The organism is Blautia sp. MB18-30 (genome assembly GCF_023669475.1).
Lineage (GTDB): Bacteria > Bacillota > Clostridia > Lachnospirales > Lachnospiraceae > Blautia_A > Blautia_A fusiformis.
This window is the reverse complement of record NZ_JAMOYY010000001.1, coordinates 82,737-97,728: the sequence shown is the minus strand read 5'-3', so window position 1 is coordinate 97,728 and position 14,992 is coordinate 82,737. Positions and strand designations below refer to the sequence as shown.

13 protein-coding genes are annotated in these 14,992 nt (G+C 42.8%); all 13 read left to right on the top strand.

The genetic code is table 11. From position 1 onward, the window contains the following. Position 1: 1 nt before the first annotated feature. The 13 genes from NCY57_RS00425 to NCY57_RS00365 all read left to right on the top strand — a co-directional run bounded on the left by NCY57_RS00425 (position 2) and on the right by NCY57_RS00365 (position 14,901). Positions 2–733 carry a lantibiotic immunity ABC transporter MutG family permease subunit gene (locus NCY57_RS00425; protein WP_059086024.1) on the top strand — a complete coding sequence of 244 codons (732 nt, stop codon included), beginning with the start codon at positions 2–4 and terminating at the stop codon, positions 731–733. Beyond that, the gene (locus tag NCY57_RS00420) at positions 726–1,541 is read left to right on the top strand and encodes a NisI/SpaI family lantibiotic immunity lipoprotein (protein WP_059086023.1); all 816 of its coding nucleotides are present in this window, start codon (positions 726–728) and stop codon (positions 1,539–1,541) included. The genes NCY57_RS00425 and NCY57_RS00420 overlap by 8 nt, the downstream gene beginning before the upstream one ends. 61 nt (positions 1,542–1,602) lie before the next feature. Next, on the top strand, positions 1,603–2,262 hold the full coding sequence (locus NCY57_RS00415; protein WP_059086022.1) for a response regulator transcription factor: 660 nt from the start codon (positions 1,603–1,605) through the stop codon (positions 2,260–2,262). Then, positions 2,253–3,617 (top strand): sensor histidine kinase, encoded by a 1,365-nt coding sequence (locus NCY57_RS00410; protein ID WP_059086021.1) that lies wholly within the window; start codon positions 2,253–2,255, stop codon positions 3,615–3,617. Before NCY57_RS00415 ends, NCY57_RS00410 begins: the two co-directional genes overlap by 10 nt. 546 nt (positions 3,618–4,163) lie before the next feature. After that, on the top strand, positions 4,164–4,595 hold the full coding sequence (locus tag NCY57_RS00405) for an RNA polymerase sigma factor (RefSeq protein WP_059086020.1): 432 nt from the start codon (positions 4,164–4,166) through the stop codon (positions 4,593–4,595). Then, a complete protein-coding gene (locus NCY57_RS00400; protein WP_059086019.1) occupies positions 4,585–4,824 on the top strand; it encodes a helix-turn-helix domain-containing protein in 240 nt (79 codons plus the stop codon). The genes NCY57_RS00405 and NCY57_RS00400 overlap by 11 nt, the downstream gene beginning before the upstream one ends. A gap of 457 nt (positions 4,825–5,281) precedes the next feature. After that, the gene (locus NCY57_RS00395; protein ID WP_005423220.1) at positions 5,282–5,476 is read left to right on the top strand and encodes a hypothetical protein; all 195 of its coding nucleotides are present in this window, start codon (positions 5,282–5,284) and stop codon (positions 5,474–5,476) included. Positions 5,477–5,581: 105 nt separating this feature from the next. After that, a complete protein-coding gene (locus NCY57_RS00390; RefSeq protein ID WP_059086018.1) occupies positions 5,582–6,799 on the top strand; it encodes a tyrosine-type recombinase/integrase in 1,218 nt (405 codons plus the stop codon). 244 nt (positions 6,800–7,043) lie between these two features. Next, the gene (gene clpB, locus NCY57_RS00385) at positions 7,044–9,626 is read left to right on the top strand and encodes an ATP-dependent chaperone ClpB (RefSeq protein ID WP_250789331.1); all 2,583 of its coding nucleotides are present in this window, start codon (positions 7,044–7,046) and stop codon (positions 9,624–9,626) included. Between the two features lie 288 nt (positions 9,627–9,914). Continuing rightward, positions 9,915–10,088, top strand: coding sequence for a DUF4250 domain-containing protein (locus tag NCY57_RS00380; RefSeq protein WP_044961487.1), 174 nt, complete (start codon positions 9,915–9,917; stop codon positions 10,086–10,088). A 304-nt stretch (positions 10,089–10,392) separates the two neighbouring features. Beyond that, the gene (locus NCY57_RS00375; RefSeq protein WP_021651325.1) at positions 10,393–10,911 is read left to right on the top strand and encodes a MarR family winged helix-turn-helix transcriptional regulator; all 519 of its coding nucleotides are present in this window, start codon (positions 10,393–10,395) and stop codon (positions 10,909–10,911) included. Beyond that, the gene (locus NCY57_RS00370) at positions 10,904–13,066 is read left to right on the top strand and encodes an ABC transporter ATP-binding protein (RefSeq protein WP_118608394.1); all 2,163 of its coding nucleotides are present in this window, start codon (positions 10,904–10,906) and stop codon (positions 13,064–13,066) included. The genes NCY57_RS00375 and NCY57_RS00370 overlap by 8 nt, the downstream gene beginning before the upstream one ends. Further along, positions 13,063–14,901, top strand: a complete 1,839-nt coding sequence (locus tag NCY57_RS00365) for an ABC transporter ATP-binding protein (RefSeq protein ID WP_250789330.1) — start codon at positions 13,063–13,065, stop codon at positions 14,899–14,901. The genes NCY57_RS00370 and NCY57_RS00365 overlap by 4 nt, the downstream gene beginning before the upstream one ends. Positions 14,902–14,992: the final 91 nt, after the last annotated feature.

The following is a 14,992-nucleotide window of genomic DNA, read 5'->3' as shown; positions in this document are numbered from 1 at the left end:
AATGGGTTTTATTTATGCGCTTCGTTCTGAACAGGAAAAAACGAAGCATACATCGTTTTGGGCTATTCATTTTTGTGTACCCGTTATGGGGGCATTGTTATTTCTTGCTTACTATTCCCTGTATGCCAGCACCGCAGACAGTAAAAAGCTCAAAATGATATTGGAAATTACTACAACGTTTTTTCCGTTGTTGATAAGCGTTATTGTTGGTCTGAACGTTGCACTGGAAGAAAAGGCTTCACACTTCCAAACGCTGCTTGCTGTACCAAACAGACACAAAAATATGCTTGCAAAATTAACTTATCTTTATGGTTCGGGGGTATTTGCATTGTTCTTTCTGTTCCTGTTATTTGTGATTGGCATACATCTTTTGGGAATGGCTGATACAGTGCAGCTCGGAATGCTCATTGGAGCCGCCGCCGGGATGGCCTTTTGTAATTTTATAATATACATCTTGCACCTGTTCCTTAGCTTCAAATTTGGATTAGGGTTATCCCTGTTTTGGGGCGTGTTTGAAAGTCTGCAATGTATCTTATATAGCAATATTGAGCTGAAAGGTCTAGCCCGGTATATCCCCTTTGCATGGTCTATGAATTGGGTACAGGATATTTTGAGCCGACAAATTTTCAACTATGGAACGGAAAAAATATGGATTGCAGCATTAACGACAGGTGGCTTGTTGCTGACCTTATTGTGGTTTTCTCATTGGGAAGGACGGAAAAATTATGAATAAAAATAGAAAAATGGTTATCGTCTTTCTGTTTGCTTTTGTTTTATGCTTTTCTCTTGCAGGCTGTACTTTACAGGACAGAATCGAAGAATATTCCAGTGGCAAGGAACAATGCTATTTGAATACGGAAAATGTAACACGTTTTTCCTATAAAGGTAACAATTACACCATTTTGGCAGATACCGTATCAAATGGCGGGCTTGGAGAATGGATTGGATATATCCGGCAGCTTGCCGCCATAGACGAGAACGGAAAAATATTGCTGCAAGAAAATGTTGAATCGGCAACTTTTCAATCCTTAGCGGATTTGGCGGAGAAAGCACCAGAAGCCGCTTACATTATTCCTTTTCTCAATGTATATGCGGCTCCTAACGCAGACGATTATCTTATTGTAGATGTAAACGGAGGGTATCATAAAGCTGTTATCAGTGAAAATGTCAAAGATAGCGATACTGTTTTTGATTTTAAGAAAACAGAAGAATCTATAAATGACAGCTTTGAAGTCAATCCAGAAAATGCGACACAGCTTCTTTGGGGCGGGACGGTTTATCAAGTAACGTCTGATATGGTATCAGATGATGAATTAGGCAGCTACATTGATATTCTCGCTGAAAGTGTTACATTCGATACAGAAACGAAAATCCCTTTGTCAAAAGAAGATTTAAGCAAGATTGACTGGTACGGGAAAAATGGCGGACAGGGGCGAGAGTCTTGGTTTTACACAGATGTCTATGAGATTTACGGAACCGATAAAGCGGAAGCGGTTGCGGTCAATGTAAATGATAACTACTATATTGCAAAGCGACAATGACAACTTTCCTGCCCTTGGAGCTTGTGCTATACTAAAAAGGACAACGAAAGGAGGCAACAATATGGCGGCGATCCTTATGATTGATGATGAACGGGCTATTTTAGAGCTTGTCAAAAACGGGCTGCGAAAGGATGGGCATTTCGTGACCGCTTATACCTCTGCCGCGCAGGTACCGCTTGATAAGCTGAACAGATATGACTTGATTATACTGGATATTATGATGCCAGATGTAGACGGCTTTTCCTATTGTGATAAAATTCGTTCCCTTGTAGACTGTCCTATTCTTTTTCTGACAGCAAAGACAATGGAGCATGACATCACATTTGGGCTTGGTCTGGGAGCAGACGACTATCTGACAAAACCATTTCGTATTGCAGAATTGCGGGCGAGAGTAAACGCCCACTTACGGCGTGAACGTAGGGAACGACATACCGCAATTACCTTTGACCGCATAAAAATTGATTTATCTGCAAAAGAATTACGGGTAGATAACACGCCTGTTGCCTTAACGAAAAGCGAATATCTGATTTGTGAATATCTTGCAAGGAATAAAGGACAGGTATTTTCAAAAGAACAGATTTACGAAGCTGTTTTCAGCTTAGAGGGCGACAGTGATAATTCTACGATTTCTACTCATATCAAGAATATCCGGTCAAAATTGAACAAACTGGATATTCAGCCGATAGCGACAGTCTGGGGGATTGGGTATAAATGGGAATGAAAAAAACAACATCACTGAAAGCGTCTTTTTGGAAATTCTTATGTATGCTGTTGATTGGACTAATAGGTGCGGTGGCAATACCATTTAGTCTTATTTTAGCTGGAACCAGTACAGGGCTTATTACCTATGCGGATTATTCAGAACGCTGCACAAAAGATCTTGCTCCTGTTATTGCCGCAACGCCGGATTTGGCAGATGTGCAGCTTCCTATGGGCTGTAAATATTTGGTGCTGGATAAAAACTATCAAGTGACGGAAACGACCTTAGAGGGCGACGATTTGGACCGGGCTATGGAATACGCAATATCCGGGAAGATAAATTCAAACCTCAACAAACAGTATTTGTTTGTGACCCGCAAAAATGAATATGTAGTGCTGCAATATTACATAGGTTCACAGTTTACAAATGAATGGCTTTATGAGCATTTGCCCTCACCGGAAATTCTGCTTTATATTTTTATAGCAATCAACTGTATTGCAGTATGCGTGATATTGACAGCGAAGTTTGCAAAAAATATGCGGACGCAGCTCTCTCCGCTTTTTGAAGCGACAAGGCAGGTAGCAGAACAAAATCTTGATTTTGAAGTGGAACATTCAAAAATCAAAGAATTTGAGGACGTACTTTGTTCTTTTGCAAATATGAAAGATAATCTGAAAATATCTTTAGAGAAGCAATGGAACGCGGAACAGTTACAGAGAGAACAGATTGCAGCACTCGCTCACGATTTGAAAACACCTTTGACCGTCATTCAAGGAAATATTGATTTGATAAATGAAACGGAGCTTGACGACGAACAACGTCTATATGCGGGTTACATTACTGAAAGCTCCGAACAGATAGGCATTTATATTAAAGCGTTAATTGACATTTCCCGGACAATCGCCGGGTATCAGCTTCATTTGGAGAAATTTGATATAGCTGATTACATGGGCCAGATTAAAGCGCAGGCAAGCTCTTTATGCCTTACCAAAGGAATTTGTCTGCAACTGGAAACGGGGGCTAACCTGGGCACACTCAAGGCGGATAAGCTGCTGTTGGAACGGGCAATTATGAATGTGATAAGCAATGCGTTAGACTATTCTCCACCACAGGGGACAATTTATGTAACGGTGCAAAAAACGGACTGCTTTTTACATATATCTATAACGGACGAGGGAGGCGGCTTCACACCGGAGGCCCTACATCATGCACAGGAACAGTTTTTCATGGGCGACAAAAGCCGTACTTCTAATATGCACTTTGGTATGGGACTTTATATCACAAGCAGCATTATCAAGCAACATGGCGGGCAGCTTGTTTTAAGCAATTCTAAAAAGACTGGCGGCGCACAGGTTATTATCAAAATTCCATATTAGAAATTTGGTGAGCGGTACTGCGGTATCGCTCATTATTTTTCAAATCTTTATGAAATCCACAAAATTAACATATAGCATATAAGTAAAGAATAAAAATGCAATCTGCCGGACGACGGCAAAAGAAAAAAAGCCGTCGTGGAGCAGACATATTTTCATGCGCGTATGAAACGGCGACTTTGATTTTCAGAGCCGCCGTTTCTTTGCGTTTACACAAACCTATGACGACTTGCAGGGACACGGTAGCCGATTGGAGGTTGATTTACCGTGTCTGTTTTGGTTATTCATAGTGTACATGAGTTACATCAATTAAAAAAAGCGTAGCTCCCTCTCCGGGTAATTTCGACTATAAATACGAACTGACAATTCAATATACTGGCTTTTTTATTTCCTATGCGTTTACTTGCGTTCTGCGAGCAGACGCATTTTGTCTTTTTTATAACATAAAGAATTTTTTTGATTCTGCAACAAATCACACCCTGCTGTACAGATATGGTGCGGAAAGAGGGATACATACTTTTCACTTCATAGCGGAAAGGGGGTGTGATTGTGAAACCGTCAGACTTCCAAAAGACGATACAGTGTCAGTTCGACTGTAAGCTCAAAAAAGTTGTGAAAGGAATTGTCCGTAATTACCGCAAGGAATTAGCCAGACGACAGGCAAAGGAAGTATCCTTTTGTGAGCTTCCAGAGATTGTTGTTGAAAAATTGATTGTATGGGACGATTACGAAAGTGAATATACAACGTTCGATGTGTGCGGTATAGAAATCCGTGTACTTGATGAAGAACTTGCAGAAGCACTGAAACAGTTGCCGGAGCAGAGCCGGAACATTGTATTGATGTTTTTCTTCTTGGATATGAGTGATTCGGAGATAGGCGAAAAGCTGAACATCAACCGAAGTACATCATACAGGCACAGAAGAAATTCACTTGAAGAAATCAGAAAACAATTAAAGGAGAAAAAACAAGATGAAGAATAAGCAACATACACTTCCATCTTTCTACCTCATATCATCAGCCGTAGACGGTAACGAAAACGCCATAGAGAAGCTGTTGCTGTTCTATGAAGCGTACATATCAAAATGCTGTTTACGCCCATTCTACGATGAATACGGCAACGTATACATTGTGGTTGATATGGAATTAAAGGGACGTATCAGAGAAGCCCTTTTGAAAATGATATGTGAATTTGAAATAGACGAACATTAAGTAATATTTGAGCGGAGCATGATTTAACAAACTCCCCTCTTTCCTGTTCCGCTTTTTCTTATCATTCTGTATCAGTCCATTTGTAAAAATGAATTGATACAGGCTGACAAGAGCCTAACAGTTCTTTGACAAGTGAATAAAGTAGTCAGATACGTTTGTGCTTGCAGTGAGCCGTCAGAGATTGTACGCCGTGACTTTTCAAATCGGGAGATAGCGATTCATGCAATGATCTGGGAGCGACCGTTGGAAAAGTCGTTCTGCCATGACCTGCAACACAGGATAATGATACACCCGTATGACACGGTTCAGCCCACAGGAATGGGAATGGTTGAGATACCAGCGGAGCTTGCCGAAGCCGTCTGACTGCTTATAAAAAGCACATGGTAAAGGAGAGTGATACTTTTACTGGTGTGCAGAAAATGACGATAATACAGGTCGGTAAAAGGAGGACTGACAGATGAACAAAACAAAAGAAAGACCAACTTCACAGCCGATAACGGTAAATATAGATAAATTATCTGCAATGTTATCTTGTGGTCATGCTACTGCAAGAAAGATTGGAGAACAGGCAGGAGCAAAAATTGTGATTGGACGTAGGGTTCTTTATTCGGTAGAAAAAGTCAAAAATTACCTCTCATATCTGGAAGAATAACACCCTTTTTCGTTTATGTTTCTTGTGATATATGGTATAATATTTATAGACATAACCACGTCATGAGAACAAAAAAGGGGGCTATTACAGAAAGGAATGTTTCTCATGGCAAATAGCAGAAAAGACCATAAAGGAAGAAAATTAAGAGAGGGCGAAAGCTGGCGTAAAGATGGTAGATACAGTTACCGTTATACAGATATAAGAAGCGGAAAACGTCTGACAGTATATGCAAAGGATTTACCGGAATTAAGGGAAAAGGAAAAGCAGATTGCAAAAGACTTGGAAGATAACATTTTAACTGATGGAGCAATCAAAAAACTTACTCTTAATAAATTGTTTGAAAGATATATGTCCACTGGGGAGCTGAAAGAATCTACTAGAGCAAATTATCTGAAAACATGGGAGAATCGTGTCAAAGACGAAATTGGAAACATCAAGGTTGTTCAGATTTTACCATCACACATCAAATCGTTTTACTCAAAACTTTCTAAAGCGGGATACGCATATTCTACAATAAAATTTATTAACAATATGATTTATCCGGCACTGGAAATGGCTGTTGATGATGATATTATCCGCAAGAATCCGGCAAAGTTTTCTATCAGTGATTATGGTAGACAGGCAGAAGAACGTATTGCCTTAACAGTTTTACAACAGGAAAAAATGCTGGAATTTGTGAAAAATAATCAAGTATACAACACCTACTATCCAATGCTCAGAATCATGTTAGGAACTGGTGTAAGGTGCGGAGAACTGATTGGATTGACTTGGGAAGATGTAGATGTCAGAACAAAAGCGGTAAGTATTGACCATCAGTTGATTTATAAAGATTTAGGAGATGGCTATAAATTCCATATTTCCACGCCAAAGACGGATTCTGGAATCCGAAATATCCCTATGACATCAGATGTACAAAGAGCATTTGAAGAACAAAAGAAATTAAACTTTATGCTTCAAAAAGGAAAAGATGTTGAGATAGACGGTTATAAAGGATTCATTTTCATGGCAAAGTCCGGCAGACCGCTCATGCCTAGTGCAATAAACAATATCTTATATAATATTGTAGACGCATATAACAAAAAAGAAGTTCAAATTGCAAAGACTGAACATAGAAATGCTGAATTGTTACCAACGGTATCCGCTCACATTATGCGATATACGGCTTGTACCAGAATGGCAGAAAAGAGGATAGACATAAAAGTTCTTCAATATATTATGGGACACGCCCACATAGATGTAACAATGGACGTATATAACCATGTAAGTGAGATGTCCAGAATTGAGAGTGAAATCACAAGGCTGGAAAGCGTAGCAATTAGTTGACACCAAAAATAAAAAAATTGGTGTCAAAATGGTGTCAAATCAAGAAAAAGTGATGATTATAAGGAAGAAAAAGTGTTGCAAACCTCGTAAAATCAAGGTTTGCAAAAAAAATCTCAAAATATTAGCACTCACCTCTTGACAGTGCTAACAAACGGTGTTATAGTTCTCCTAGAACAAGAAAAAAGCACAGCATTTCCAGTATGCGAATATTGGAAATGCTTTTCATAGAATAGGAGGAAAGCCTATGAATATCAGTAAATTTACACAGAAATCCGTACAGGCTGTCCAGGATCTTGAAAAGATTGCTTATGAATATGGCAATCAGGAGATCGAAGAGGAACACCTTCTGTATGCCTTGCTGACACAGGAGGACAGCCTGATCCTCAAGCTGATCGAGAAGATGGAAATCCAGAAGGAATATTTTATTGACACAGTTAAGAAGGCACTGGATGCCAGAGTTAAGGTTTCCGGTGGAGAGCTTCGATTTGGTCAGTATCTGAACAAGGCACTGGTCAGTGCAGAGGACGAAGCGAAGGCTATGGGAGATGAGTATGTATCGGTTGAGCATCTGTTCCTTTCCATGCTGAAGAATCCAAGCCCGAGCATGAAGAAGCTATTCAATGAATTCGGAATCACCAGAGAGCGTTTTCTTCAGGCATTATCTACAGTCAGAGGAAACCAGAGAGTTGTCAGTGACAACCCGGAGGCAACCTATGATACCCTGAATAAATATGGTGAGGATCTTGTGGAGAAGGCGAAGAACCAGAAGCTTGATCCGGTGATCGGCCGTGATATGGAGATCCGGAATATTATCCGTATCCTTTCCCGTAAGACCAAGAACAACCCGGTTCTCATCGGTGAGCCTGGCGTTGGTAAAACAGCAGCCATCGAGGGACTGGCACAGCGTATTGTGGCAGGAGATGTACCGGAAGGTCTTAAGAATAAGAAGATTTTTGCCCTGGATATGGGTGCGCTGGTTGCAGGTGCCAAGTATCGTGGCGAGTTTGAGGAACGTCTGAAAGCGGTACTTGAGGAAGTGAAGAAGAGCGAAGGACAGATCATTCTGTTTATCGATGAGCTTCATCTGATCGTGGGTGCAGGTAAGACAGACGGCGCCATGGACGCAGGAAACATGCTGAAGCCTATGCTTGCCAGAGGTGAGCTGCACTGTATCGGTGCAACAACTCTGGATGAGTACCGACAGTACATTGAGAAGGATGCTGCACTTGCCCGTCGTTTCCAGCCGGTTATGGTAAATGAGCCGACAGTGGAAGATACCATTTCCATTCTCCGTGGCCTGAAAGAAAGATATGAGGTATTCCACGGTGTTAAGATCACAGACAGTGCATTGGTTGCAGCTGCCACACTTTCACACAGATACATTACAGACCGTTTTCTCCCGGATAAGGCCATCGACCTTGTTGATGAAGCCTGTGCGCTGATCAAGACGGAGCTGGATTCCATGCCGACAGAGCTGGATGAGCAGAGACGTAAGATCATGCAGCTGGAGATTGAAGAGTCTGCCCTGAAAAAAGAAACTGACAACTTAAGTAAAGAGCGTCTGGCTGATCTGCAGAAAGAACTTGCAGAGCTGAGAGATACTTTTAATACCCAGAAAGCTCAGTGGGATAATGAGAAGCATTCCGTAGAGAAGCTTCAGAAATTACGTGAGCAGATCGAGGATATCAATAAACAGATCCAGAAAGCAAAACAGAATTACGATCTGGAGAAAGCAGCAGAGCTGCAGTATGGCGAGCTGCCGAAGCTTCAGCAGCAGCTGGAGGTTGAGGAGAAGCAGGTTAAGGAGAGTGACAGAAGCCTGGTACATGAGGCTGTCACAGATGATGAGATTGCTCGTATCATTTCCAGATGGACCGGTATTCCGGTAACCAAGCTGACAGAAGGTGAGAGAACCAAGCTGCTGGGCCTTGAGGATGAGTTGCACAAACGTGTAGTAGGACAGGATGAGGGTGTTCGTCTTGTAACAGATGCGATCCTTCGTTCCAAAGCCGGAATCAAGGACCCCACAAAGCCGATCGGTTCCTTCTTGTTCCTTGGACCAACCGGTGTTGGTAAAACAGAGCTTGCCAAGACTCTGGCTGCCACACTGTTTGACGATGAGCAGAATATGGTCCGTATCGATATGAGTGAGTACATGGAGAAATATTCCGTGTCCCGTCTGATCGGAGCGCCTCCAGGATATGTCGGATATGAGGAAGGCGGACAGCTGACAGAGGCCGTTCGAAGAAAACCGTACAGTGTTGTTCTTTTTGATGAGATCGAGAAGGCTCACCCGGATGTATTCAATGTACTTCTGCAGGTACTGGACGATGGACGTATCACGGATTCACAGGGACGTACGGTTGATTTTAAGAATACGATCCTGATCATGACTTCCAACATTGGTTCTCCGTACCTTCTTGACGGTATCGACGAGAAGGGAGATATCAAACCGGAGGCACAGGAACAGGTTATGAATGATCTTCGTGGTCATTTCCGTCCGGAATTTCTGAACCGTCTGGATGAGATCATCATGTTCAAGCCGCTGACCAAGGATAATGTAGGTAAGATCGTAGATCTTATGGTCAAAGAGCTCAGCGACCGTCTGGCTGACCAGGAGCTTTCTCTGGAGCTTACAGATGCTGCCAAACAGATGGTAGTGGATAACGGTTATGATCCGGTTTACGGCGCACGTCCTCTGAAGCGTTATCTCCAGAATTATGTGGAGACACTGACAGCCAAGAAGATCCTTTCCGGTGATGTACATGCCGGAGATACCATTGTGCTGGATGTGAAGGACGGAGCGTTTACCGTCAGCACGAAGTAAAAAATAACTCCATAAAGTTATGATAGATTGACAAGGAAAAGAACTGTCGGTTCTGATAGAAATCCATTTCAGGATGAAAATCGGAACCAGGCAGTTCTTTTTTGGGGACAAGGAATGGAATATTTTTATCAGATACTGAAGAAATAAAAAATCCTGAAAAATTTTTTTACTGGCTCTTGACAAAAAATAGAATTGGTAAGATAGTAAATCTGATATTTCAGATCAGACAGCTATCCAGCAGCATCTGGGATATTGGATAAATATCAGATAAAAGGATGGAAACAGATTATGATACCAAAGGACCCGGTAATGCTTTTAAGTTACGTAAATACACAGCTGCGGGATTTTTACAGATCCCTGGATGCCTTCTGTGAGGACAGAGGACTTAACCGGAAAGAACTGGAGGATAAGCTTGACATGATCGATTATGCTTATGATCCGGCTGTGAATCAGTTTGTATAAGAAAATCAGGAACAGAAAGAAGTACCCGTTTCGAATAAAAAAACGAAGCGGGTATTTTTTTTTGCGAAAAAAATAGGAAAAACAGCAGAAAATAAATTAGCTTGACAAATTAATTAATAGATTTCAGGTGGAAATTAAAGAAGCTGTAAATCTTAAAAAAGTGTAAAATTCACAAAAACCAGTTGCATTTTTTGTGCAGATGTATATTATATATAGTTAGCCGACTAATTAAAAAAGAAGATCACTGCTTCGTATATCATTAACAAAGAGCAGGTGTCTGATCGGATGAGAGAGGAGTGACAGCGTGTTTTGTAAGGAGGAAGATGAGAAAGAAAGGCAGAGCAGCTTTTTATCTCTGTTTATGAAGGTAGACCGTTATTTTATGACGAAATGCTTTGGTCAGATGCAGGAGCTTGGGATTTATCCGGGACAGATACCGGTTCTGGGGCTTGTGTCCGGAAGGGATGGCCTGAGTCAGCGGGAAATTGCAAAGATCCTGCATATCAAGCCGCCTACGGTAAATGTATCGATACAGAGACTGGAGAAAGCAGGCTTTCTTTATAAGAAACCGGATGAAAAGGACCAGCGTGTGACCAGGATCTACATGACAGAAAAGGGAAAGGAAATCAAGGCAAAAGCACTGGAACGGATCCATAAAAATGAGGCTGTGATGATGGAAGGCTTCAGTGAGGCGGAACAGTGCCTGCTTCGGAGATTTCTGGAGCAGATCCTTGTAAATATCGAAAAGATCCAGCCGGAGGAAGCCATAGAAAAGCTTCATCCGGATGAAATGACAGAAAGGAAGGAACAGAAACGTGATTAAACTGATGAAATATCTGAAACGATCTGCAGGTTACATCGTACTCATCATTGCGCTTCTTTTTCTTCAGGCATACTGTGATCTGTCTCTGCCGAATTACACATCAAATATCATTAATGTGGGAATTCAGCAGAACGGTATTGAAGACAGTGTTCCTGAGAAGATCAGAAAGACGTCTATGGACAGTCTGAAGCTGTTTATGGAAGAGGATGATGCGAAAACTGTGGATGGATTTTATGAGGAAGAGGGAGATGATCTGGTATTAAAGGATAAAATCTCCAAAGAAGACAGAGAAGAACTCAACGATATCTTCGGCAAACCGATGGTGATCGTTTCTACTCTGATGTCCGACAGTGAAGAATCAAAGGCAGCTCTTGCAAAAATGGGAATCCCGGAAGGGACGGATCCACTGGCGGCTCTTTCTCAGATGCCGGCAGAGGCTTTGGCTGCTATGAAGGACCAGGTCGGAGAAAAGATCGACAAGATGCAGGAATCCATCATCACACAGGCAGGTGTTTCCTATGTTCGTGCAGAATATGAAGCCATGGGTGAAGATGTGGATGCCATACAGATGGATTACATGAAAGCAACAGGTATCCGCATGGTGCTGATGGCACTGGTCACCATGATGGCTGCAGTATGTGTGGTATTTCTTTCATCCAGAGTTGCTGCATCTATGGGACATGATCTCCGTGGACTGGTTTATAACAAAGTCATAGGTTTTTCCAGCAGAGAGTACCATAAGTTTTCAACAGCATCCCTGATCACACGATGCACGAACGATATCCAGCAGATCCAGCAGGTAATGGCTATGATGTTCCGTATCGTGCTTTACGCGCCAATCCTTGGAATCGGTGGTGTGATCCGCGTGCTTCAGAGAGATTCCTCCATGACATGGATCCTTGGGGTGGCCATTGTACTGATCATGGCATTTATGGCAATGCTGTTCAGGATTGCAATGCCGAAATTTACAGCTTTGCAGACCATGGTAGATAAGCTGAACCTGGTAACAAGAGAAATCCTTACCGGTATTCCGGTTATCCGTGCATTCAGCCGTGAAAAACATGAGGAGGAGCGTTTTGAGGATGCAAATATCACTCTGATGAAGACAAACCTCTTTGTAAACCGTTGTATGACATTTATGATGCCGGTGATGATGCTGATCATGAACGCAGTTTCCGTACTGACCATCTACAGCGGTTCTTATGCGGTAGACAGCGGAAGCATGCAGGTTGGTGATGTTATGGCATTTATCCAGTATGCAATGCAGATCATCATGTCATTTTTGATGATCACAGCAATGTCTATCATGCTGCCGAGAGCAAATGTATCTGCACGCCGTATCAACGAGGTGCTTGAGACAGAAGTCAGTGTCCAGGATCCGGAGGATCCGGTACAGCCTTCCCAGGATGTGAAGGGGACTGTAGAATTTGATCATGTAAGCTTCGCATATCCGGAGGCAGGAGAGAATGTTATCACAGATATTTCCTTCAAGGCAGAAAAAGGTGAGACAGTAGCGATCATCGGAAGTACAGGAAGCGGTAAGAGTACACTGATCAATCTGATCCCGCGTTTCTATGATGCAACAGAAGGATCTGTGAAAGTGGATGGCGTGGATGTCCGGAAAATGACACAGAAGGATGTCCGTGATAGGATCGGTTACGTTCCGCAGAAGGGTATACTTTTCTCAGGAACCATTGATTCCAATATCCGTTACGGAAAGACAGAGATTTCGGAGGATGCAGTGAAAAAAGCAGCAGGGGTTGCACAGGCTACGGAGTTTATCGACACCAAGCCGGAGCGATATAAGACTCCGATCGCACAGGGAGGAAGCAATGTTTCCGGTGGACAGAAGCAGAGGCTTTCCATTGCCAGAGCTATCGCAAAAGATCCGGAGATCTTTATCTTTGATGACAGCTTTTCCGCACTGGATTTCAAAACAGACAGCACACTTCGAAAAGCGCTGAAAGAACATACAAAAGAAGCAACAACCATTATCGTGGCACAGCGTATCAGTACGATCTTAAATGCAGATAAGATCCTTGTACTGGACGATGGACATATGGCAGGGATCGGAAGCCATAAGGAGCTGATGAAGTCCTGCGAGGTATATCGCCAGATTGCCATGAGTCAGTTATCAGAGGAGGAATTGGCATGAGTCAGCAGAGAAGAAGAGGCCCGATGGGCGGACACGGAATGCAGCCAACAGAGAAGGCCAAGGACTTCAAAGGCTCCATGAAAAAGCTCTTTGGCTATATGGGCAGATATAAATTCCGTTTTATCCTGATGTTTATCTTTGCAGTGGCAGGTACAGCGTTTAATATTGCAGGCCCGAAGATCCTTGGAAAAGCTACCACAGAGCTGTTCAATGGTCTGGTTGCCAAGGTAAACGGTACAGGCGGTATTGATTTCAGTAAGATCGGAATGATCCTTCTGTGGACTTTGGGACTGTATGTGGCAAGTGCATGCTTTTCCCTGATCCAGGGATTTGTCATGACGGGGATCTCCAATGATGTTACATACAATCTCCGAAAGGATATTTCAAAGAAGATCAACCGTCTGCCAATGAATTATTTCGAGAGCAGAACAAACGGTGAGATCCTTTCCAGGGTAACAAATGATGTGGATACCCTGCAGATGAGCATCAACCAGAGCATGACACAGCTGATCACATCCGTAACAACACTGATCGGTGTATTTATCATGATGCTTTCCATCAACGTGTGGATGACACTGGCAGCAGTGCTGATCCTGCCGGTTTCCATGCTTATCATTAATAAAGTAATGAAACACTCCCAGAAATATTTCCAGGCACAGCAGGAGTACCTGGGAAAAGTAAATGGTCAGGTTGAGGAAAATTTCGGCGGCCATGATGTGGTAAGAGTATTCAACAAAGAGCAGGATGCGCTGAAGGAATTTGAGCATGACAACCAGAAGCTTTATGAGTCTGCATGGAAGTCACAGTTCTTTTCCGGGATGATGATGCCGATCATGCAGTTTGTGGGAAATCTGGGATATGTGATGGTGGCACTTCTCGGAGGGCTTTTTGCCATCAAAGGAACTATCGAGGTTGGAGATATCCAGTCCTTCTTCCAGTATATTCGTAACTTTACACAGCCGATCCAGCAGATCGCCCAGGTTACAAACCTTCTGCAGTCTTCGGCGGCAGCTTCTGAGCGGGTATTTGAATTTCTTGAGGAGCCGGAGGAAGAGCTTCAGCCGGAGAACCCGGATTCCATTGAGGGACTGGAAGGAAATGTACAGTTTGAGCATGTGAGATTCGGTTATAATCCGGATAAGATCATTGTAAATGATTTTTCCGCAGATGTGCATGACGGTCAGAAGATCGCCATTGTAGGACCTACAGGTGCAGGAAAAACGACGATCGTAAAGCTGCTGATGCGTTTTTATGATGTAAATGGCGGAAGCATCAAGGTTGACGGACATGATATCCGGAACTTCAACCGTAGCAATCTCCGTGAGATGTTTGGAATGGTGCTGCAGGACACCTGGCTGTTTTCCGGAACCATTATGGAAAATATCCGCTACGGAAGACTGGACGCAACGGATGAAGAGGTGATCGCGGCAGCAAAAGCGGCTCATATCCACAACTTTATCATGCAGCAGCCCGGCGGCTATCAGATGGTCCTGGATGAGGAAACCAGTAATGTTTCCCAGGGGCAGAAGCAGCTGCTTACCATTGCAAGAGCGATCCTGGCAGACAATAAGATCCTGATCCTGGATGAGGCCACATCTTCCGTTGATACAAGAACAGAAATGCAGATCCAGAAGGCTATGGATAACCTGATGAAGGGCAGAACCAGCTTTGTTATCGCCCACAGACTTTCTACTATTAAGGATGCAGATCTGATTCTTGTCATGAAGGACGGAGATATCATTGAGCAGGGAAAGCATGAAGAGCTGCTGGCACGGAAGGGCTTCTATGCGGATCTGTATAACAGTCAGTTCGAGAAAAAAGAGGCTCAGGCGTGAGACTGAGATCAATCGTTATTATTTAAAAGGTGCGAAGCGGATTTCGAATGTCCGCTTCGCTTTTTTACTCTATACATCTGTTCCGCTTTCG